Below are 21888 nucleotides of genomic sequence, written 5' to 3' on the forward strand. Positions count from 1 at the left end.
GGCGATCGTCTGCACCCACGGACACAACGACCACGTGACCGTGGCACCCGAACTCTCGGAGACCCTCGACGCGCCGATTCTGCTGCACCCCGCCGACGACATGCTGTGGGAACAGACGCACCCGGGAGTCGGGCACTCGACGCTCGAGGACGGCCAACGCATCACCGTCGCCGGAACCGACATCCTGGCGCTGCACACGCCCGGGCATTCACCCGGATCGACCTGCCTGTATCTGCCGGAGGCGGGGGAGTTGTTCAGCGGCGACACCCTGTTCTCCGGCGGACCGGGAGCCACCGGACGGTCGTACTCGGATTTCCCGACCATCATCGGGTCCATCCGCGACCGGCTCTTCGCGCTTCCCGTCGACACCCGAGTCAACACCGGCCACGGTGACGGGACGCGCATCGGCGACGAAGCACCGCACCTCGAGGAGTGGATCGCCCGCGGCAGCTGAATTCGCGACACCGCTGTGGGTCGCCTGCCGCGTTCGAGGTGGTCGGAATGAGACAGTGGTGGGACGCCGGAGCGTGTGCTGCGGCGTCCCACCGACCTGAAGAGGACGCCTTGTGAGCCCCGCCGCACATAGAACCCGTCTGCCCATCGCCGCGACCTCGGCAGTGATTGCAGCTCTCGTGCTGGTCGGCTGCAGCTCCACCGTCACCGGAACTCCGGAACCCAGCCCGGGTGCCGCCAGCACGTCGGCACAGCCGGGCGTGGATCTGAACACGCTGCTGATAGACCCGTCGAGCTTTCCGGCACCGTACGACGCCCTGGTGTTGCCTCAGCAGGCCATCTCGCAGGCCGCCCCCGACCTCAGCGGAATTCCGGCCGGTGCCGAGGTCAGCCCAGCCGGATGCAAGCCTGCCGATCAGGATTTCGGCCCCACCGGCACGGCCATGATCGTGGGCACCGACAACGACAGCCGGTCGACCATCTCGATCGAGTTGACCGCAGTGGACGAACCACTGTCGGCGCGCGAGGAACAGCTGGAACAGTGCGGCGAGGTCACCGCAACCAAGTCCGGCGCGACGTCGACGGTGACGTCGACGCTGACACCCGCGCCGCCCATCGACGCGGACGACACGTTGGCCGTCCGGCAGACCGTCACATCGGGGGCAGGTGGCGACGCCGTCACCCAGTCGATGCTGACATTGATGGCCCAGATCGACGACGTTCGAGTCTCGGCCACATTCATGTCCTTCGGCTCGGGCACGCCCGATGCGATGACCCTCGACGAACTGTTCACCGCGGCCGTACAGAAGGTCGGCCAGAGCTGACACGGCCGTAGCAGACGGAACCGACACACATCGGTTCGCAACTGCTCCAGCGGCACGATCCATCCACAGGGACGTAGTTCTCCACAGGGCAGTGTGAAAGCCCAGGTCGATCCTGATTCGGCTCTCGGCTCCCCGGCCAGAATTCGGTGCATGTACTCACCGATGAATTCTCAGGACAACGTCGACCCTCGCCATCGCGTGCGCCTCGGCGACGAAAGCGAGCTGATGGCAGCCGTGCCGGCCATGCTCGGATTCCACCCGCATCGATCGATGGTGCTCATCGCCTTCCAGGCCGGCGGCTCCGGCGTGGGACCCACGATGCGTCACGACCTCGTATTGGCCGGCGACCACGTCGATCGTCGCGCGGGTCGTCATACCCGAGCGACTCCGGAGATGCTCGATGTCATCGACCATCTGGCCGGCTACTGTGCTCTGGAGAACATCCCCGCAGTCATGGCGGTCTTCGTCGACGACAGGCTGGATCGAACCGTCCGAACGCCGCATCTGCTCGACGTGGAGGCGCTGGTTCTGGAACTCGACACCACACTCGCGTCGTTCGGGGTGCAGCTCAGCGCTGCCCTCGCGGCGTCGGAGATCGCAGACTCTGCCTGCTGGTGGTCGCTACGTGGACCCCAGCGGCACGGATCGATGTCCGATCCGTCGGCGTCGCCGATGACCGTTGCCCGCGTGCTCGACGGATACCCTGTCCGACGGTCCAGGCGTGAGCTGGCCGAGACCGTCGCGCCGGGCCCCGCCGAGACCGTGCGGGCCGTGGCTGCCGAGATGTCACGACAACGGCGGGACGGCGGCCGATCTCATGCCGACGAGTTGACCTCGGTGCTGTCGTACGTCGCGCGGGGGCCGTACGACACCGAACTGGACCCGACCGACGTCGCTCGAATCGGAATCGCGATCGGTCACATCCAGGTGCGTGATGCACTGCTCGCCCTGACGCTCGGCGACGATGCGGGATCGGTGGAGGAGTTCTGGACGGCGTTGTCTCGCGTCCTCCCTCGGTGTGAAAGAGCAATCGCCGCAACACTTCTGGCGTTCAGCGCGTATGTACGCGGAGACGGGCCGATGGCGCGCATCGCCATCGATGCGGCACTCGACGCGGACGACACCTACAGCCTGGCGCGATTGTTGGACAGATCTCTCAGCGCCGGTGCGGGTCCCGAACTGGTGCGCGAAGTCGCCGAAACGGGATTCGCGTGTGCTCGCGCCTGCGGTGTTCGGCTACCCGGCGACCCGTTCGGTCGACGGTGAATCCTCGCGTAGCTCGGGGTCAGCGCGCTGCGTGAGAACGATCGCCGAGTTGCTGGAGGAATGCCCACGCGTCGGCGACGATGCGATCGAGATCGGTCAGCTCCGGTGTCCACTTCAGTTCCTCGACCGCGCGTGCACTCGAGGCGATCAGAACTGCCGGGTCACCGGCTCGGCGGGGAGCGTGTTCGACGGCGATCGGTAGGCCGGTGACCCGCTCGCAGGACGAGATGACCTCGTGCACGGAGAATCCGGTGCCGCTGCCGAGGTTGTAGATGGTGTGCTCGCCCGGTTGTGCTGCATCGACGGCGAGGATGTGTGCCTCGGCGAGGTCGGCGACGTGGATGTAATCGCGGACGGCCGTTCCGTCGGGAGTCGGCCAATCGGTGCCGAACACCGAGATCTTCTCTCGCTGCCCCAGAGCGACCTGGAGTACGAGCGGAATCAGGTGTGTCTCGACGACGCGATTCTCCCCGAAGCCGTTGTACGCACCGGCGACGTTGAAGTACCGGAGGCTTGTCGCGGCGAGCCCGTAAGCGGCTGCATACGAGGTGATCGCGTGATCGATCGCGAGCTTGGTGGCACCGTAGGGATTGGTGGGGCGAGTGGGAGCCTCTTCGGTGATCGGTGTCCTCTCGGGCTCGCCGTACGTGGCTGCCGTGGAGGAGAACACCAGCTTCGGTGTGCCGGACGCACGGATGGCGTCGAGCAGGGCCAACGAGGTGACCACGTTCCCGCTCCAGTACTTGTCGGGCGAGATCACCGATTCGCCCACCAGAGACTGAGCGGCGAAGTGCAGAACGGCGTCGAAGTTGCCGCCGATCAGCACGTCGGCAGCTGCGTCCTTGATGTCGCCCTCGACGAATGTCGCACCGTGGGGAACGGCGTCCCGGTTACCGGTGGACAGGTTGTCCACGACGACGACCTCATGGCCGCGCTCGACGAGTACTGCGGCACATACGCTGCCGACGTATCCCGCCCCACCGGTAACCAGTAGCTTCATTGCTCGTTCTCCCTCACACGCGTCCGACGCCGTCGTCGGTGCGAGGTCAGACCCTCTTCACCTGAACGGCGTGCGCCATTTCGTCGGATATGTCGACACCGCTGTGTCCTGGCACCGTGATCGTGATCGACCCGGGCTTGGCCTCGACTGTAACCCGAGCATCGGGGACAACGCCTGCCTCGCGAAGCTGAGCGATGACCTCGGGGTCGGACTGCACGTGCTCGGCGAGACGACGCACCACGACCGCTGTCGGTTGACCGACCGGCACATCGGTGAGGCGGATGAGAGCCTCCGGTGCCAGAGTCGACTGGCCCAGACCGAGCTCGGCGAGCCCAGGAATCGGGTTGCCGTACGGCGATGTCGTCGGGTTGTTCAGCACAGTGACCAAGCGGCGCTCGACCTCCTCGCTCATCACGTGTTCCCAACGGCACGCCTCGGCGTGGACGTCTTCCCATCGCAGACCGATGATGTCCACCAGCAGACGCTCGGCCAACCGATGCTTGCGCATGACGGCAACCGCCAGGCTGCGGCCTTTCTCGGTCAGCTCCAGGTGCCGGTCGCCGGCGACGGACAACAGGCCGTCACGCTCCATCCGAGCAACGGTTTGGCTGACGGTGGGACCACTTTGTTCGAGCCGTTCGGCGATTCGCGCGCGGAGCGGAATCACGCCCTCTTCTTCCAAGTCGTAGATCGTCCGGAGGTACATCTCCGTGGTGTCGACCAGATCCTTCACACTCAACCCCTTCGTCGGGCTCGATCCTACCGTCAGCGCCCCGAAATCGGCGCTGCACCCAGACGTAGCGGGCGCGGCGCACCACAACGGTGACCGACGTTTCCCATGGCTTCTCACAAAGGGACACAGAGGACAACACCGGAACCCGGCAACACCATCCCGCCCGACAACGTAGTTTTGTCCCTATGTCTGATCAGGCGACACGCGCCGCCGCGTCCATCCCGAACCGCCCCGAGGACATCGTCGTGTGGAGCAAGGACTACCTCGGCTACCGGTGGAGCGACGACCACCCGATGAACCCCACACGGCTCGATCTGACGATGGCGCTCGCCACCGACATCGGCCTCCTCGCCGGCGTCGAACTCGTCGAGCCCGCCGCCGCACCTGATTCCGAGCTGCTTCGCTTCCACACCAGCGCCTACATCGAGGCCGTCAAGCAGGCACCGTCGCAGGGTCCGGCGCTGCGCGACCCCGACGACGTCGTCCACGGGCTCGGCTCCGACGACAACCCCGTGTTCCCACAGATGCACGAGGCGAGCGCCATGCTCGCCGGTGGGTCGCTGGCTGCCGCGCGCGAAATCGCGTCGGGTCGGGCCCGACGCGCGGTGAGCATCGGCGGTGGAATGCACCACGCGATGGCCGACTGGGCCTCGGGATTCTGTGTCTACAACGACGCCGCGATCGCCATCTCGTGGTTGCTGGACAACGGTTTCGATCGAATCGCCTACATCGACGTCGATGCACACCACGGGGACGGCGTGCAGGCGGCCTTTCTGGGTGACCCCAGGGTGCTCACCATCTCGTTGCACCAACATCCGGCGACGCTGTGGCCGAACACCGGATGGTCGACCGAGGTGGGAACCGAACGTGGCGAGGGAACCTCCATCAACGTTCCGTTGCTTCCTGGCACCGCGGATCGGTTGTGGCTGCGTGCGTTCCACGCCATCGTGCCGGGCGCGATCGGGGCATTCGCGCCGCAGATCATCGTCAGCCAATGTGGTGTCGACAGCCACCGCGAAGATCCCCTCGCGGATCTGGCTCTGACCGTGGACGGACAGAACGCTGCCTTCCTGGCCATGCGTGATCTGGCGGACAAGCATTCCGAAGGTCGATGGTTGGCCGTCGGCGGTGGAGGGTACGGCCTGGTGCGCGTCGTTCCACGATCCTGGACGCACCTCATCGCTGCGGCGCTCGGCCGCGACATCGACCCGATGTCGGCGCTGCCGGACACGTGGCGCGAGCGAGTACGGACCATGGCGCCGAGCGTCGATCTGCCGCAGACGATGGGTGACGGTGGAGACGTCGACTATCCCGCCTGGGACGGACCTGGAGGATCGCTCTCCGGAACCGACGGCACCGACAGGGCGCTCGAACGCGTCGACTCGGCGATCATCGCCACTCGTCGAGCAGTGTTTCCACTGCTCGGACTCGATCCGGAGGACCCGCGTGACTGAACCGACCGACAGCCCTCCGGCCGAAACGGCCGCTGCGGCATCGGACCAGAGCGAGAAGGACCTGGCCAGAGAGCGCGCGGAGACCTCGTTCCCACGGCACTGGGTGGCCGACGTTCTCACCTCCGACGGCGGTGTGGTGCACCTGCGTCCCATCGTTCCCTCGGACTCCGAACGCATCGTCGCATTTCACGGTCGACTGTCCGAGCGGACGAGGTACCTACGGTATTTCGGGCCGTATCCCACGATGCCCCAGCGCGACGTGCTGAACTTCACGACTGTCGACCACCACGACCGGGTGGCGTTCGTCGCGGTCCTCGGCGACGACATCATCGCGGTCGGCCGCTACGAACGACTGCCCGAGGGCGACGGTAATTCCGCCGAGGTGGCCTTCGTCGTCGCCGACGCGCATCAGGGTCGCGGACTGGGCCCGATTCTGCTCGAACACCTCGCCGGGGCGGCCGCCGAGAACGGGGTGAACATGTTCGTCGCCGAGGTGCTCGCCGAGAACCGGAACATGGTCACCGTCTTCCGCGAAGCGGGGTATCAGGTCAGCAGGTCCTTCGAGGGTGGCGTACTGCGCCTCGAATTCGCCATCGATCCGAGTGAAGCGCTGCTCTCGGTGCGCAATTCGCGCGAGCGCGCTGCCGAGGCCCGCAGTGTGCGCAACGTGCTCAGCCCCCGATCGGTGGCTGTGATCGGAGCATCGACGGACAGCTCGAAGGTGGGCAACGCCGTCCTCGCGAATCTGTTGGCCGGCAACTTCACCGGCCCGATCTATCCCGTCAACGCCGACCACCGGTCCGTCCGCGGGGTCCGCGCCTACGCCACGGTGCACGACATCCCCGATCCGGTCGATCTGGCGATCGCAGCGGTTCCGGCAGATGCCATCGACGCGGTACTCGACGACTGCCTGGACAAGGGCGTCAAAGCGCTTCTGGTGGTCTCGGGTGGATTCGGTGAGACCGGACCGGCCGGGCAGGAGAGCGAGCGCAGGCTGGTGCTGGCGGCGAGGGCGCACGGAATGCGGTTGATCGGGCCCAACGCGCTCGGTGTGGCGAACACCGATCCCGAGTTCGGTCTGAACGCCACTCTCGCTCCGCATCTGCCCACTCCGGGCAACGTCGGATTCTTCTGTCAGTCCGGCGCACTCGGCATCGCGATTCTGGACGAGGCGGCCAAGCGCAGACTCGGACTGTCCACGTTCGTCTCGGCCGGCAACCGCGCCGATGTGTCGGGAAACGACCTACTGCAGTACTGGGATTCGGACCCGGCCACCGAGGTGATTCTGCTGTATCTCGAGAGCTTCGGTAATCCCAGGAAGTTCACCAGAATCGCGCGCAGGGTCGCCCGGAGCAAGCCCATCATCGCGGTCAAGAGCGGACGCGGTGCCGTGCCGCCCGCACATGCGATCGGCGCCGACATCGACGACTCGATCGTGCGCGCACTCTTCGCTCAGGCAGGCGTCATCCAGGTCGACACGATCTCGGAATTGTTCGACTGCGCTGTCCTGTTCGGCAATCAACCTCTCCCGGCCGGACCGCGGGTGGCCGTGGTGGGAAATTCGACGGCTCTGGGCGTGCTGGCGGTCGACGCTGCGCGCGCCAAGGGCCTGCACGCGAGCAACCCGACCGATGTCGGTCCGCAGGCGGGCCCCGAAGAGTTCGCCGCAGCCGTGTCGTCGGCATTGGCGGCGTCGGACATCGATGCGGTCATCGTGGTGTTCGTGCCGCCGGTCGCCGTGGAGGTCGAACCGTTCGCAGCAGCGCTCGGCAACGCCGTTCGTGGATCCGACAAGCCGGTGCTCTCGACGTTCCTGGCCACGGAAGGAATCCCCGACGTCTTGGCAGTGCGCGGACCGGGCGGACACCCCGTGCGTGGTTCGGTGCCCTCCTACTCGGGTCCTGAGCGGGCCGTTGCGGCGCTGGCCGCCGCGTGGCGGTACTCGTCGTGGCGCTCGCGACCGGTGTCGAACCTCGTCCGACCCAAGAGCATCGACTCCGAACGGGCCAAACACCTGGTCGAGGGATGGCGTTCGGCGGGCAGTCAGGGACGGTGGCTCTCCGATTTCGAGACCGCAGAATTGCTGGCCTGCTACGGCCTCGACGTCGTGGCCTTCCGGACCGTGACCGACGAGGACGAGGCCGTCGCCGCGGCAGACGAGCTGGGATACCCGGTAGCGGTCAAAGCGACCGGGGAGCGGTGGCGACACCGGCCCGATCTCGGGGGAGTGCGTCTGGACATGGCCGACGCCTCCGCGGTGCGGGTGGCATACCGGAACCTCGCTGCAGACTCCGGCGAACCGTTGCTGCACGTTCAGCGCATGGCGGTCAAGGGCATCGGCTGTGTCGTGCGTGTGCAGGACGACCCGTCGTTCGGATCACTCATCTCGTTCGGTCTGGCGGGGGTGATCTCGGACCTGCTGGGCGACCGGGCGTATCGGGTCCTGCCGTTGACCGAGGACGAGGCCGCACAGCTGATCGACGCACCGAAGGCGGCCCCGCTGCTGTCCGGATACCGCAATGCGGTTCCCGTCAACAAAAGCGCGCTGATCGACTTGGTGCAGCGTATTTCTGCACTGGCAGAAGATATCTCGGACATACGCGAGATTTCGTGCGAGCCGGTCCTTGCATCGGCCGACGGCGCGCAGATCACCGACGCTCGGGTGCGGATCGGTCCCGAGCCCACCAAAGCCGACCTGGGCCCACGTCGCCTGCGCTGAACGGATGGGCAACCGAAAAAGCGGCAGCCGAGTCGACGTCCCGAGGGGAGAGAACGTCGGCTCGGCTACCGCGTGGGGTGGGGCACACAGGTTTGTCACTGATGCTCCACCGTTCGGTGACTGGGCTCAGCTGGCGTAGGACCGCAACTTCTCGGCGCGGTCGCCCTGCCGAAGCTTGACCATCACCTCGCGTTCGATCTGACGGACACGCTCGCGGGAGAGACCGAAGATCTTGCCGATCTGATCGAGGGTGCGGGGCTGACCGTCGTCCAGGCCGTAGCGCAGACGGATGACCTGCTGCTCCCGTTCGTCGAGCGTGCCGAGAACGACGCGGACGTCGCTGTGCAACAGGCCCGCGATGACGGCATTCTCCGCGGACGTCGCTTCGGAATCCTCGATGAAGTCTCCGAGAGGCGCTTCCTCGTCGCTGCCCACCGGCATGTCCAGGCTCACCGGGTCGCGGCTGTGGTCGAGCAGATCCGCGATCTTCTCCACCGCGATACCCGATTCGCTCGACAGCTCGTCGTCCGTCGCCTCGCGGCCGAGCTGCTGATGCAGCTCACGCTTGATTCTGGCCAGCTTGTTGACCTGTTCGACCAGGTGGACGGGCAGCCGGATCGTGCGGCTCTGATCCGCCATACCGCGGGTGATGGCCTGACGAATCCACCACGTTGCGTACGTCGAGAACTTGAAGCCCTTGGCGTAGTCGAACTTCTCCATCGCGCGGATGAGCCCGAGGTTGCCCTCCTGGATCAGGTCGAGCAGGGGCATACCGCGACCGGTGTAGCGCTTGGCGAGGGACACGACCAGGCGGAGGTTCGCTTCGAGCAGGTGGCTGCGTGCGGCGCTGCCGTCGCGAACGATGATGGCGAGATTGCGCTTCTTGACTGCGCTCAGCCGCTTCGTGTTCTCGAGAACCTGCTTCGCGTAGAGACCAGCCTCGATCCTCTTGGCCAGATCGACTTCCTCGGCAGCCGTCAGCAACGCAGTGCGGCCGATGCCGTTGAGGTACACGCGAACGAGATCGGCGGCTGGGCTCTGGGCGTCCAGATCGGCGTCGGTCGGCCGTGGACGAATCGTGGTGCTGGGGCTGGTCATGACTTGCCTCCTGGTCGGTGGTGTCTCACTGGGTTCAACGCTCGGGAGACTCCGATAAGTTCCCACGCCGATCCTGTGGATACCCGCGTGACCAGGGATTACATGATGTTCGTCCTGAGAAGTTGCTGAGAAGTGAAGCCGCCGGGAACGGTCGCTCTCCTGGGGCGCTGTCGGGGACTCATCGAGCCGGCAGAACCAAGCCGTGCCGGACGAGCCCCTGCATCATCGTCACCGCATGCACGGCCAGTTGCTCGGCGTCCTCGTCGTGCGCAGCAGCGAGCAGCTCCACCAGTTCACCGACCGGTAGGCCATCGGGTCGCAGCCCGGCGAGCAGAGCCGCACCAAGCTCGTCGACGTCGTGCTGCCACTGCGGCCCGTTCCCGCGATGCACCCGAACTGCCACCGGCGACCAGCCCTCGTCGCCCGGAAGGTAGACGCGCTCGAGTGCCGTGTTCGGGTCGAGGGTCAGGACCGAGTCGAGGATGTCGTGCTCTCGGAGCCAGTCGAGCCGCGCGAAGTACTGCAGCGATTCGTTGCCCAGCGGGTCCGAGAAGCCGTGCGTGAGCTCCTCGGCGAGTAGGTCGGTGGGCTCGTCCGTTCGGCGGAGATACACGAATCCGAAGCCGATCCCTTCCACATCGGCGTCCGCGAAGTGGTCGAGCCAGGACTGTGCCACCGCGGCCGCGTCGGGATCGCGGGGATCGAGGCCGCCGTCGCGCATCCAGGTGCCCACGTACAGGGCAGGATCGGCGACATCGCGCTCGACGACCCAGGCGTCGATCCCGTGAGCCGGCAGCCACGACGCCACCCGCGCACGCCAGTCCTCGCCTCGGACGTGGATCCAGGACGCCAGGATGGCAGCGGTGCCGCCCGGTGCGAGGTGGTCCGGGGCACGGCCGACCATCAGGGCGCTGGCCCCGTCGAGGTCGAGGCCGGAATCGCGGTAGGAGTGCAGTACCTCTGCGCGGCCGACGACGAACGGTGGATTGGCCACGATGCGGTCGAATCGACGTCCGGCGACCGGCTCGAACCACGACCCGTGCAGCAACTCCACGTCCAGTCCGTTGAGTGCCATCGTCGCCGCCGCGAGGTCCATCGACCGTGGGCTGATGTCGGTCGCGGTCACCTGTTCCGCGTAGCCGCAGGCGTGGACTGCCTGCACGCCACATCCGGTGCCGACGTCGAGCACGCTGGTGACCGGGGAGGTGGGTGTTCCACGGAGAAGTGAGAGTGAGGCCTGCCCGACGCCCAGCACGTGGTCGGGTGCCGTCTCGGCGACGCGCATGCTGCCGTCCGGATCCGAGACGATCCATCGAGTTCCGTGTCCGGCGTCGAGTGGGCGGATGTCGAGCAGCGTCCGCACCGTGGATCCGGAGCGGGTGAGAATCCCGGCCGATACGGCGTCGGCAACCGTCAGGGGCGCGATGGCGTCGGCGACATCGGACTCGGGGCAGTCGTCGACGAGGAGAAACAGGCGCACCAGCACACCCAGCGCACCTCCGTCCAGACTGGCGTTGCGTACCGGGACCGGCTCGCTGCGACCGAGGGCCGCATGGGCGTCGTCGCCGAGCAGCGTCAGAACGCCGTCGGCGTCGTATCCCACTCGGTCGAAGGCATCACGAAGTACAGAGCAGGCAGCAACGAGTGGGGACGTGGAGTTCTGTGCAGTCACGACGCAAGTGTCGCATCGGTGACAGCCGCTCCGTCAGTCGTCGCCCGCCTCGATCACTCGGTGGTTGCTCGATTCCAGTTGCGGCCGGTCCACGGTCCGGTAGTCGTATCGGCTCATCTCGTCCTTGGTGCGGGGCGGCCGATCGTTGGCGATCAGCACCGCCATCCACGGCAGTGGAATGGACGCTCCGACTATGGCCATGGAGATCCATGGATTCATCCACATCCCGTATGCGATGGCGGCCAACACCAACGCCGGGATGCGGAAGGACATGATGAACATGTACTTGCGTACACGCTTTTTGTGCTGCTCTTCGACCGACTGCTGTGCCTCGGTGATCAGAACGGGCCCATCCGGCGAGTCGCTGTACGCGCTTCCGTCGAACCCTGGGGTTCTCGTCATAACTCCACTGTGGCACTACTGCTCACAGAATGCTTGCGTCGAGCGTGTGCAACCGGTTACCCCTCGATGGATCGACGGATTAATCTGTGTCCATGAGCACTCAGACGAAGGATCGTCCCGATATCGCACCGGACGAAACCACCGAGGACGACCGGCCGAAGTTCTTCCACTACGTCAAGAAGAACAAGATCGCCGAGAGCGCGGTCATGGGTACGCACGTTGTCGCGCTGTGCGGTGAGGTGTTTCCCGTCACCAAGTCCGCGAAGCCCGGATCTCCGGTGTGCCCGGACTGCAAGAAGGTCTACGAGGGCCTCAAGAAGGGCGAGTGACAACTCGCGTCCGAAAATGAGTCCGCCGGACCCGACTGTCACGGAGACGGTTCGGGTCGGTCGGATCGTTGCCGGTCACCGACGACTCTGATCGGTGCCGTGACTTTGATCGGCCCTGTGGCCAGGCGTCGCGCGACCGCGGTCACCGGTCCCGACGGCTTGTCGTCCGCAGCCGCCTGCGCAGCGATCCACTCACGCATTTGATCCATTCGGGTTGCTCGGGCAGGCCAGAACTCCTGGATCGTGGCGTTGAACTCGGCTCCGAGGACCACGGCGAAGCCGAGGAAGAACGTGAACAGCAGAAACGCGATCGGCGTTGCCAACGCACCGTAGGTGTAGCCGGTGCTGGTGACCCAGGTCAGGTACCGGCGAAGTACGGCACTGGCAATCATGAAGAACACACCGGCCAGCAGTGCTCCACCGAGCAGACGATGCCACGGCAGTGAGGTGTGCAACGCCAGCTTGTACAACGTGGTCAGGCCGATGATCAGCAGCAGACCCACGGCGGGGTAGTACATGAAGTCGACGAGTTCGCTGCCGACGGTGAGCCACGAATCGGGCAGTATCTGTTGGACGTACACCGGCCCGAGTGCGACGAGCGGAAGCACGAACACCGCGATGATCAGGAAGCCGACGTACAGGAGCAGCGCGAAGAACCGCTGCCACACGGGATTTCGCGCGTCGGCTTGTCCGTGTGCTTCGACGATGGAGTCCACGAAGGTCGAGATCGCCGACGAGCCGGCCCACAGTGAGAGCAGAAAGCCCACCGAGACGATCTCGCCACTGCCCTGTGCGAGTACGTCTCGGACGGTCGGTGCGATGATCTGATCGACGACACTGCTGCTGAAGAGCGTGTTGCTGAACGTGATGATCTTGGACTCGATGATCTGGACGGTGTTCGGACCGAACCATCCACCGACGAATCCGAGACTGCCGAGTACGCCGAGAAGCAGCGGTGGCAGCGACAGTGTCTGCCAGAAGGCGGCAGTCGCAGCCTTGCTGAAGATCGAATCGTCCCAGGCTTTGCTCAGAGTGCGAAGAATCACTTTCCACACCGCACGGAGCGGCCTTCGCGCCGACAACCGTTCCGGTGGTGGAGTTCCTCCTGCAGACTCGCTCATGGTGTCTCCAGCATTCCTGACGAGAGGCGACTTCGCCTAACGACCCGCCCCGCCGTGTCGCATCCGACTCACCCCAGCGATGCGGGATAGGTCGGTGCGGAGCGATAGGCTCCTCGGCGGACACTGCAGGGCTACCGAGAGCGCGAGGAATTCACATCGATGCCAGGAACCGGCGGCCAGTGAGCGCTGACATGTTCGATCCCACACCACCATCCACCGAGCAGACGGCAGCTCCCGTGAGCGGGGGAGCGCCGCTGCGCGCGTGGCAGCGGCGTGCGCTGACGAAGTATCTCGTCGCCTCGCCCAAGGACTTCCTGGCCGTTGCGACGCCGGGCGCAGGCAAGACGACCTTCGCTCTACGCGTGGCCGCAGAGTTGCTCGCCCACCGAACCGTCGATCAGGTCACCGTCGTCGCACCTACCGAGCACCTCAAGCACCAGTGGGCCGAGTCGGCAGCCAGGGTGGGCATCGCACTCGATTCGCGCTTCTCGAACTCGACCGGTCAGACCTCGAGCGACTATCACGGCGTGGTGGTGACCTACGCGCAGATCGCCTCGCATCCGTTCAAGCACCGCGTGCGCACCGAGTCCCGCAAGACTCTCGTGATCCTCGACGAGATTCACCACGGTGGTGACGCGAAGAGCTGGGGCGAAGGTATTCGCGAAGCGTTCGGAGACGCGACCCGACGTCTCGCGTTGACCGGCACGCCGTTCCGTAGTGACGACAGCCCCATCCCGTTCGTCAACTACGAGCCGGATCAGGACGGAGCGATGCGGTCGAAGGCCGATCACGCGTACGGCTACTCCGATGCTCTGGCCGATGGAGTCGTCCGGCCTGTCGTGTTCCTCGCCTACTCCGGCGAAGCGCGGTGGCGTGACAGTGCGGGTGAGGAATACACCGCTCGGCTGGGTGAGCCGCTCAATGCCGAACAGACCGCGCGAGCGTGGCGCACTGCGCTCGATCCACAGGGCGACTGGATGCCCGCCGTGCTGCTGGCTGCGAACACACGGCTGGGCCAGTTGCGAGCGGGTGGCATGCCCGATGCAGGCGGATTGGTGATCGCAACCGACCAGACGGTAGCCCGGGCCTACGCAAAGCTGATCGAGGTGATCACGGGGGAGACGCCGGCGATCGTGCTCTCGGACGACCCCACGTCCTCGGCGCGGATCGCGGCATTCGGCAAGAGCGACCAGCGCTGGATGGTTGCCGTCCGCATGGTGTCGGAGGGGGTCGACGTTCCGCGTCTGGCCGTCGGCGTCTACGCGACCAGTGCGTCGACGCCGCTGTACTTCGCGCAGGCGATCGGTCGATTCGTGCGGTCGCGTCGCAAAGGCGAGACCGCAAGCGTGTTCCTGCCGTCGGTACCGGTTCTGCTGGACCTCGCGTCGCAGCTCGAGGCGCAGCGCGATCACATTCTCGGCAAACCGCACCGCGAGAAGGACGGTTTCGACGACGACTTGTTGGCCGACGCCAACAAGCAGAAGGACGAGCTGGGCGAAGAGGAGAAGGCGTACACCTCGCTCGGTGCGGATGCCGAACTCGATCAGGTGATCTACGACGGTTCCTCGTTCGGCACGGCGACGTTCTCGGGCAGCGACGAGGAAGCCGACTACCTGGGTCTGCCCGGCTTGCTCGACGCCACACAGATGCGTGACCTGCTGCGCCAACGCCAGCAGGAGCAGATCGACAAGCCGGCAGCGGGGCCCGCAGTTCCGGTGCCCCCCGTCGTCAACGACAGGGCCAGCAGTGCGGGCCAGTTGGCCGGCCTGCGGCGTGAACTGAACAGTTTGGTCGCGGTGTACCACCATCGGACCGGGAAGCCGCACGGTGTCATTCACGGCGATCTGCGGCGCATCTGTGGTGGGCCGCCGACGGCGATGGCCTCGGCCGATCAGTTGGGTGAGCGCATCGCCCAGCTCCGCAAGATGTAGCGGCACGAAAAAGACGGACGGTCCGTGGACCATCCGTCTTTTTCGTGTTCGATCGTGGCGAACCTGAATTCCCCCGACGTGGCGGTGCGTTACACCGTGGAGTCCGATTCGGTCATCACCGTTGCGTTCACTTCACGCAAACGGGCTTCGTGCTCGGTGGCGTGGTGACCGCAGAAGAGAAGCTCTCCACCGGTCGAGAGCACGACACGCGCGCGAGCCCCTGCACCGCACCGGTCGCACCGGTCCGCTGCTGTCAATTGTGGGCTGGTCAATGTTCCGGGCATGACTCCTCCGTACTGGCTTGCGGGTTGTCCCGTTCGCCTGGGGCCGGTCCGCCGCGTCGGTATGGCGCGGTTCGTTCACTCTGTCAGACGTATGGCGGTCACGCGTTGTTCCCGAGCGCGTTTCTTTGTGTTGTCACTAACACGAAACATGGCTCACGAGCAGGAACGTCGCGGAAACTGTTCGCTGAGAGCTGATCGGTGTTCGCCGTGAGTCGCGGCAGTAGGGTCACCGGTGTGGCTTCGACTTCTCCTACACTCTCCGGCACATCGAAGCTGGGTATTCCGTCGCTGTTCGTGATCGGCGCGGTGTGCATGTACGTCGGTGCGGCGATCGGTGTGTTCTTGTTCGACACCGTCGATCCGGCCGCGGTGGCGTGGCTCCGCGGGTTCGGTGCGGCGCTGGTGTTGGTGCTCTGGCGTCGACCGTGGCGGCAGCGGGCCGGTGTCGGTGGTCGCTGGACCGTGCGGCGACTGATCACCGCTGCTGCGTTCGGTGGTGCGACGATCGGCATGAACGTGATGTTCTACGAGGCGATCGCCAGGCTCCCGCTCGGCGCGGCGGTGGCCATCGAGTTTCTGGGGCCGATAGCGGTCGCTGCGGCGGGGTCGAGAAGACCTGTCGATGTGTGCGCGTTGCTTCTCGTGGTCGCCGGTGTCGGCGCGATCGCCTCCGCGCAATTCGAGGGTGGCGAGGTGGGGTTGATCGGCATCGCGTTCGCGCTCGGCTCGGCCGCTCTGTGGGCGGCCTACATCGTGCTCGGCAAATCGGTTGCCGATGCAGGTCAGGGTCTCGACGACATGGCGGCCGGGTTCGGCATCGCCTCCGTGCTGCTCGCCGTACCGTTGTTCGGACCGTTTGCGCTTGCGCACACCACCTCGTTGGGAGACTGGCGGATCTGGGTTCTCGGACTGGGCGTCGGGTTGCTGGCGAGTGTGGTGCCCTACGTTCTCGATCAGTACGTCCTGGTGCGCGTGGGTCGGGCCCGCTTCGCGTTGCTGCTGGCGCTGCTCCCGGCAACCGCCACGGTGGTCGGTGCCGTGATGCTGACTCAGATCCCCACGGCTCTCGAGGCACTCGGGATCGCAGCCGTCATCGCAGCGGTGGTCGTCGGTGGACTGCCGACTCGGAAAGATCACGGTGTTGCCGACATTCCGCCGCCCTGACATGCAGTCGACACTGCAGAATGGAACGGTGACCAGTACGCAGGACGACCTCGTTCACATCTGTACCGCAGGGGAGTGGCTGTCCATGCGTGGGCAGGCCGACTACACCCCGGACACGTACGACGCCGTGGGGTTCGTCCACCTGTCCACACCCGAACAAGTGCACTTGCCCGCGAACCGCCTCTTCTCCGGCCGCACGGATCTGGTTCTGCTGCGCATTGACCCGGCTCGTCTGACGGCTCCGGTCCGGTGGGAACCGGGGGTTCCCACGGATCCGCAGTCCATGCTGTTCCCGCATCTGTACGGACCGCTGACGATCGCGGCAGTCGTTGCGGTACTCGACTATCGGCCCGGCCCCGACGGAACATTCGGGGTGCCGCGGATATGACGGCTCTGTCGTGTCGACGACAACGACCGCCGATCATGGTGATCGACGGTCGTAGTTCGGGTGAATCGGACGAGTCAGTCCAGGTAGTCGCGCAGTACCTGTGACCGAGACGGGTGCCGCAGCTTCGACATGGTCTTGGACTCGATCTGACGGATTCGCTCGCGAGTGACGCCGTACACCTGGCCGATCTCGTCGAGGGTGCGAGGCTGACCGTCCGTGAGACCGAAGCGCAGACGAACCACGCCCGCTTCGCGTTCGGACAGCGTCTCGAGAACCGACTGCAGCTGATCCTGCAGGAGAGTGAACGACACTGCGTCGACGGCGACGACTGCCTCGGAGTCCTCGATGAAGTCGCCGAGCTGGCTGTCGCCCTCGTCACCGATGGTCTGGTCGAGCGAAATCGGCTCACGCGCATACTGCTGGATTTCCAGCACCTTCTCCGGCGTGATGTCCATTTCCTTCGCGAGCTCTTCGGGAGTGGGTTCGCGACCCAGGTCCTGAAGCAGCTCTCGCTGGATGCGGCCGAGCTTGTTGATGACCTCGACCATGTGCACCGGGATACGGATGGTGCGGGCCTGGTCGGCCATGGCCCGAGTGATCGCCTGACGGATCCACCACGTGGCGTAGGTCGAGAACTTGTAGCCCTTGGTGTAGTCGAACTTCTCGACCGCGCGGATGAGACCGAGGTTGCCTTCCTGAATGAGATCCAGGAAAGCCATGCCGCGGCCGGTGTAGCGCTTGGCGAGGGAGACGACGAGTCGAAGGTTCGCTTCGAGAAGGTGGTTCTTGGCGCGGTTGCCGTCACGGCAGATCCACGTCATGTCCCGACGCTGCGCAACGGGGAGCTTCTCGCCCTTCTCCGCGGACTCACGCATTTTTTCGACTGCGAACAGGCCTGCCTCGATGCGCTTGGCGAGCTCGACTTCCTCTTCCGCGTTGAGAAGAGCAACCTTGCCGATCTGCTTGAGGTACGCACGAACGGAGTCTGCGGATGCGGTGAGCTCGGCATCCTTGCGGGCCTGGCGCAGTGCCTCGGACTCTTCTTCGTCCCAGACGAAGTCGCCGGACGCCTTGTCCTCGGCCGTCGGCTCGGTGGTGGCGTCCTCTTCGGTGTCGTCACCGGCCGCGACCACCTCGACGACGTCGTTGGCGGCGGCAGCGAGGTCGCCCTCGGAGATGTCGATGTCTTCGATCCCCGGAGTGCTCTCCTCGGCGTCGTCCCCGGTCGCCGGTGTTGCTGCTGTCTTCTTTGCTGCGGCCTTCTTCGCCGGTGCCTTCTTGGCTACGGCGCGCTTGGCGGGTGCCTTCTTGGCCGGTGCCTTCGCAGCGGGTGCCTTGACAGCAGGTGCAGGTGCCGCAGACTCGGTTTCGGAATCTACGGTCTGACGGATATCGGTGGCTGCCACGTACGCCCTTTCGTGACGAAGTCGTGCGGCGTCACGCCAGAGTTGTTTCCGGCGGAGAGGTCTTCGGATTCGGCCGGCTGCGTACCGGCACACACCATTGTAACGACCTCTCAGGAGTTTGTTACCGACCCTCGCCCTACGCAGGTGGCTACCCGCGTGTCAGTCCACCGATCCTGCGGACGTGTCGGTCTCGGCCGACGGCACGGCGGTGTCCGCCGCGAGTGCGGCACCGACGATGCCGGCAGTGTTCAGCAGGGTTGCCGGAACCACGGGCGTGCGATTGGTCAGGTGCGGAATCCACTTCTCGCTCTTGCGGCTGATGCCGCCACCGGCGATGAACAGATCCGGCCACAACAGAGCCTCGAACGCCTCCAGAACCGTCGAGACCTCCTTGGCCCACTCCTTGTAGGACAAGTCCTGGTTCTCTTTCACCGACGACGCAGCACGGTGCTCGGCTTCCTTGCCGCCGATCTCCATGTGACCGAACTCCGTATTGGGCAGCAGAACTCCGTTGTGCAGCACGGCCGAGCCGATTCCCGTGCCGAACGTCAACAGCACGACGACGCCGTCCTTGCCCTTGCCTCCGCCGTACTTGTCCTCTGCCACTCCGGCCGCATCGGCGTCGTTGAGCACGGTGACGCTGTCGGTGCCGATGGCCTTCGCGAACAACGCGCGAGCGTCGGTGTCGATCCAGGACTTGTCGATGTTGGCGGCCGAGCGAGCGACACCGTTGGTCACCACGGCGGGGAGTGTGACTCCCACCGGGCCGGTCCACTCGAAGTGCGCGACGATCTCCGCCACCGTGCGCGCAATGGCATCGGGGGTCGACGGCTGGGGAGTCTGGATCTTGTAGCGGTCGCCGACGAGCTCGCCGGTGCTCAGATCGACGATGCCGCCTTTGATGCCGCTGCCGCCGACGTCGACGCCGAATCCGTGGCGCGCCGCCCCGGCGGTGGTGTTGTCCGAACCTGCCTGTGTCATGTGGATGCCGCTCCTGGACTGATCGAATCCTTGTGGTGCCGTCGCCTCCGAACAATAGTGTGGTTTCGGTGCACGCGGCACGACGACGTCACCGCCTCTCGCTGCGGTGGTGCTCGGACGCCGGTGTGTGTTGCGATGTACGTGTGCCGACATCAGACGAATCGCAGAACGACACCGCCAGTACGCAATTGCCGGGAGAGCACCGGGCAGCGCAGGGATCGACCACCCGTGAGGTGGACGTTCTGCACGAGGTTGCCGTTCGGGTCGCGACGCGAGCCGCCGAGCACGTTCGGCTCCGACGCCCGCAGGTGTTCGACGGCACGTCGAACGAGGGTGACGGCGCGGTGCAGTCCAAGAGCACACCGACCGATCCGGTGACGGTCGTGGACACCGAAACCGAGCGCGTCCTGCGCGAGTTGCTCGCGCAGCTGCGGCCGGAGGATGCGATTCTCGGGGAGGAGGAAGGCAGCGAGGACGACTCGCTCGACGGTGTGCGGTGGGTGCTGGACCCGATCGACGGAACCGTGAACTTCATGTACGGAATCCCCGCCTACGCGGTGTCGGTTGCCGTTCAGATCGACGGAGTCAGTGTCGCGGGGGCCGTGGTCGACGTCGCGCGTGAACTCGTCTACTCCGCTGCTCTCGGGCGCGGTGCCACGGTGCAGCGAACCGACGGAACCCGGGAGCAACTTGCGTGTTCGGGTGTCACCGACGTGTCGATGACGTTGCTGGCCACCGGATTCGGCTACGGATCACGGCGACGTGCGGTGCAGGGAGCGATCATCTCCGAACTGCTGCCCCAGGTGCGCGACATCCGCCGAATCGGGTCGGCAGCGCTCGATCTCTGCATGGTGGCGTCGGGGGCGGTCGACGCTCACTTCGAGCACGGGCTCAGTCCCTGGGACTGGGCGGCGGGCGCACTGATCGCGGCCGAGGCGGGCGCGGTGGTCAGGTTGCCCGCTGCGAACTCGACCAGCGCCCAGGGTGCTGCAACGGTAGCCATGGCCCCGGGCATCTCGGACGACTTCCTGGCCGTACTGCGCAGCGCAGGCGCTCTCGATCCGATCCCCGGCTGACGCGACGACACGACCTCAGCAGCGTGACTCGCGTGCCGCCGAGAGCAGGTCGGCATCGAGCGGCGCAGGCTCGGCCCCGGGTGCAGCACTCGCAAGAGTGCGCAGCACTTCCTCGGCGTCGTCGTTCGGCTGGATCTCGCTGAAGTAGGTGCCCAACGCCAGATCGACCGAGTCGTCGGTGCGGGCGTCTTCGATGAGCTCGGCGCAGGGTGCGACCAGCCACACCGCGCTGGCGGCAGCCGAACCGGCGGCACCGAAGCGGATCTGGCCCTGGCACTGCATGTTCTGGTCTACGTAGACCGGATCGTTGCCGACCTGGACGTCCGGTGCGCTCGCGAAGCCGTAGTCGATCAGTTGGGCGGCGACGAGGGCGGCCTGTCCGCGCTCACCGTTGGCGTTGAACACACGCACCTTGGACGCGGACAGTGCGGCGGGCTGGACGTCGAGCAACGTCGTCGGATCCACTTCCCCGCCGAGCGGCACCGGCTGCGTGCCGTCGGTCGCAGCGGTGGTGGTGGGCGCATTGCATTCGGCGGTTGCCGAGGTGGCCTCGGAGGTGGTGAACACCTTGACCCACACGATCACTCCGAGCAGAGCAAGCACGGTGAAGACCGCGATGATGGGGAACGCTCGGCGTCGACAGAACGGACGACCTCGGCCGTCGACCGAATGGCCTTCGGTGATCAGAGAAACCACGATTGATCTTCGCCTTTCCGTCGGCACACGCCGAGACCGGTCCACAGAGTCGGTTCACACCGACGCGGTGCCTACTGTAGATGCCCGCGCTGCCCGAGGACGGCACACTCGGCCCGACCCTCCTCGATCGGCGTGCGCAGCGACTGTTTCACCGCGCGAAACCGGCGTCGAGATGCCTTCTGTGGGTCGCGGAATGAAGCCGCTCGTCCCGGTGTTGTGCGGCGTGCACACAGGTAATGGACTCATCGGCGGTTCGGTTTCAACTTTGTCACCGGCTTCGGCTATTGTCTGGCGGCCGCGGTGCTTCAAGAATCGGACGCCGGTGCATCATCGATCAGGTGAGCGAGGTCTCGATCGGGTTTCAACCGGCGAGTTCTGGGAACTACCCGGTGTAGTTTCGGGCACCGCGCGACGACGAACGATTTCGAACAGATACGAACATCGGTGGGAGCGAGCAAGTGCCCTCTTCACAGCCGACGGCCACAAGCCGACCACATCGGCAGCTTCCACCACACACACGCACGAAGATGAGGGGTACGAGAACAATGGCAACCGACTACGACGCACCGAGAAGAACAGAATCCGACGACGTGTCGGAGGACTCGCTCGAAGAACTGAAGGCCCGACGCAACGAGGCCCAGTCGGCCGTCGTCGACGTGGACGAGTCCGACACCGCGGAGTCGTTCGAGCTTCCGGGCGCTGACCTGTCCGGCGAGGAGCTCTCGGTACGAGTGGTTCCCAAGCAGGCCGACGAATTCACGTGTTCGAGCTGCTTCCTGGTCCATCACCGCAGCCGACTGGCCAGCGACGCCAACGGCGTACTGATGTGCCGCGACTGCGCGGCGTGACCTTTTTCGCACAGGCCTGATCGAGTAGCTCGGGTCTGTGCAG

At 65.7% G+C, this 21888-nt stretch carries 21 protein-coding genes; 11 read left to right on the forward strand and 10 right to left on the reverse strand.

Translation table 11 applies throughout. The annotated features are described in order from the left end of the window. From MTX34_RS11175 to MTX34_RS11185, 3 genes are all read left to right on the forward strand, one after another. Positions 1 to 454: MBL fold metallo-hydrolase (locus MTX34_RS11175; RefSeq protein WP_243609509.1), on the forward strand; the 454-nt coding region annotated here is incomplete at its 5' end. 112 nt (positions 455 to 566) lie between these two features. After that, entirely contained in the window at positions 567 to 1277 is a 711-nt protein-coding gene (locus tag MTX34_RS11180; protein ID WP_243593222.1) for a DUF5642 family protein, read from the forward strand. Between the two features lie 150 nt (positions 1278 to 1427). Beyond that, positions 1428 to 2543, forward strand: coding sequence for a DUF4192 domain-containing protein (locus MTX34_RS11185; protein WP_243609510.1), 1116 nt, complete (start codon positions 1428 to 1430; stop codon positions 2541 to 2543). Between the two features lie 19 nt (positions 2544 to 2562). On the opposite strand, the gene galE is transcribed toward MTX34_RS11185, so the two are convergent. After that, complete coding sequence (gene galE, locus MTX34_RS11190; RefSeq protein WP_243593220.1) at positions 2563 to 3543, reverse strand: UDP-glucose 4-epimerase GalE; 981 nt, start codon at positions 3541 to 3543, stop codon at positions 2563 to 2565. Between the two features lie 46 nt (positions 3544 to 3589). After that, positions 3590 to 4276, reverse strand: a complete 687-nt coding sequence (locus MTX34_RS11195; protein WP_243593219.1) for a metal-dependent transcriptional regulator — start codon at positions 4274 to 4276, stop codon at positions 3590 to 3592. A gap of 185 nt (positions 4277 to 4461) precedes the next feature. On the opposite strand from MTX34_RS11195, the gene MTX34_RS11200 reads away from it, so the two are divergent. Further along, the gene (locus MTX34_RS11200; protein WP_243593218.1) at positions 4462 to 5730 is read left to right on the forward strand and encodes an acetoin utilization protein AcuC; all 1269 of its coding nucleotides are present in this window, start codon (positions 4462 to 4464) and stop codon (positions 5728 to 5730) included. A 61-nt stretch (positions 5731 to 5791) separates the two neighbouring features. Further along, complete coding sequence (locus MTX34_RS11205; RefSeq protein ID WP_243609649.1) at positions 5792 to 8449, forward strand: bifunctional GNAT family N-acetyltransferase/acetate--CoA ligase family protein; 2658 nt, start codon at positions 5792 to 5794, stop codon at positions 8447 to 8449. A gap of 126 nt (positions 8450 to 8575) precedes the next feature. Here MTX34_RS11205 and MTX34_RS11210 read toward each other — a convergent pair whose 3' ends face one another. The 3 genes from MTX34_RS11210 to MTX34_RS11220 form a co-directional block, all read right to left on the reverse strand. Then, positions 8576 to 9547: a sigma-70 family RNA polymerase sigma factor gene (locus MTX34_RS11210; protein ID WP_243593217.1), complete on the reverse strand. Its 972-nt coding sequence runs from the start codon at positions 9545 to 9547 to the stop codon at positions 8576 to 8578. 178 nt (positions 9548 to 9725) lie between these two features. Continuing rightward, positions 9726 to 11219 (reverse strand): class I SAM-dependent methyltransferase, encoded by a 1494-nt coding sequence (locus tag MTX34_RS11215; RefSeq protein ID WP_243609511.1) that lies wholly within the window; start codon positions 11217 to 11219, stop codon positions 9726 to 9728. A 33-nt stretch (positions 11220 to 11252) separates the two neighbouring features. After that, positions 11253 to 11621 (reverse strand): DUF3099 domain-containing protein, encoded by a 369-nt coding sequence (locus MTX34_RS11220; protein ID WP_243593215.1) that lies wholly within the window; start codon positions 11619 to 11621, stop codon positions 11253 to 11255. 92 nt (positions 11622 to 11713) lie between these two features. On the opposite strand from MTX34_RS11220, the gene MTX34_RS11225 reads away from it, so the two are divergent. Further along, positions 11714 to 11950, forward strand: coding sequence for a DUF3039 domain-containing protein (locus MTX34_RS11225; RefSeq protein ID WP_042939664.1), 237 nt, complete (start codon positions 11714 to 11716; stop codon positions 11948 to 11950). A 38-nt stretch (positions 11951 to 11988) separates the two neighbouring features. Here the strand turns inward: MTX34_RS11225 and MTX34_RS11230 are convergent, their stop codons facing one another. Then, on the reverse strand, positions 11989 to 13071 hold the full coding sequence (locus MTX34_RS11230) for a YihY/virulence factor BrkB family protein (RefSeq protein WP_243593214.1): 1083 nt from the start codon (positions 13069 to 13071) through the stop codon (positions 11989 to 11991). Between the two features lie 191 nt (positions 13072 to 13262). Between MTX34_RS11230 and MTX34_RS11235 the strand changes: the two genes are divergently transcribed. Continuing rightward, positions 13263 to 15002, forward strand: a complete 1740-nt coding sequence (locus tag MTX34_RS11235; protein WP_243593608.1) for a DEAD/DEAH box helicase — start codon at positions 13263 to 13265, stop codon at positions 15000 to 15002. An 89-nt stretch (positions 15003 to 15091) separates the two neighbouring features. On the opposite strand, the gene MTX34_RS11240 is transcribed toward MTX34_RS11235, so the two are convergent. Beyond that, positions 15092 to 15286 (reverse strand): hypothetical protein, encoded by a 195-nt coding sequence (locus MTX34_RS11240; protein ID WP_027496884.1) that lies wholly within the window; start codon positions 15284 to 15286, stop codon positions 15092 to 15094. 234 nt (positions 15287 to 15520) lie between these two features. On the opposite strand from MTX34_RS11240, the gene MTX34_RS11245 reads away from it, so the two are divergent. Further along, on the forward strand, positions 15521 to 16450 hold the full coding sequence (locus MTX34_RS11245; RefSeq protein ID WP_243609512.1) for a DMT family transporter: 930 nt from the start codon (positions 15521 to 15523) through the stop codon (positions 16448 to 16450). A 1-nt stretch (position 16451) separates the two neighbouring features. Then, on the forward strand, positions 16452 to 16838 hold the full coding sequence (locus MTX34_RS11250) for a DUF952 domain-containing protein (protein ID WP_279393148.1): 387 nt from the start codon (positions 16452 to 16454) through the stop codon (positions 16836 to 16838). A gap of 74 nt (positions 16839 to 16912) precedes the next feature. On the opposite strand, the gene MTX34_RS11255 is transcribed toward MTX34_RS11250, so the two are convergent. Together MTX34_RS11255 and ppgK are read right to left on the reverse strand one after the other, a co-directional pair. Continuing rightward, a complete protein-coding gene (locus MTX34_RS11255) occupies positions 16913 to 18244 on the reverse strand; it encodes an RNA polymerase sigma factor (RefSeq protein WP_243609513.1) in 1332 nt (443 codons plus the stop codon). Between the two features lie 159 nt (positions 18245 to 18403). Next, positions 18404 to 19225: a polyphosphate--glucose phosphotransferase gene (ppgK, locus tag MTX34_RS11260; RefSeq protein ID WP_243593210.1), complete on the reverse strand. Its 822-nt coding sequence runs from the start codon at positions 19223 to 19225 to the stop codon at positions 18404 to 18406. 188 nt (positions 19226 to 19413) lie between these two features. Here ppgK and MTX34_RS11265 point away from each other — a divergent pair, with 188 nt between their 5' ends. Beyond that, a complete protein-coding gene (locus MTX34_RS11265) occupies positions 19414 to 20301 on the forward strand; it encodes an inositol monophosphatase family protein (protein ID WP_374639488.1) in 888 nt (295 codons plus the stop codon). Between the two features lie 15 nt (positions 20302 to 20316). On the opposite strand, the gene cei is transcribed toward MTX34_RS11265, so the two are convergent. Next, complete coding sequence (cei, locus tag MTX34_RS11270; protein WP_243609514.1) at positions 20317 to 20997, reverse strand: envelope integrity protein Cei; 681 nt, start codon at positions 20995 to 20997, stop codon at positions 20317 to 20319. 545 nt (positions 20998 to 21542) lie between these two features. Between cei and MTX34_RS11275 the strand changes: the two genes are divergently transcribed. After that, on the forward strand, positions 21543 to 21845 hold the full coding sequence (locus MTX34_RS11275) for a DUF4193 domain-containing protein (protein ID WP_027496891.1): 303 nt from the start codon (positions 21543 to 21545) through the stop codon (positions 21843 to 21845). The last annotated feature ends 43 nt before the right edge of the window (positions 21846 to 21888 follow it).

Source organism: Rhodococcus sp. ARC_M5 (assembly GCF_022810405.1).
GTDB classification, from domain to species: domain Bacteria; phylum Actinomycetota; class Actinomycetes; order Mycobacteriales; family Mycobacteriaceae; genus Rhodococcoides; species Rhodococcoides navarretei.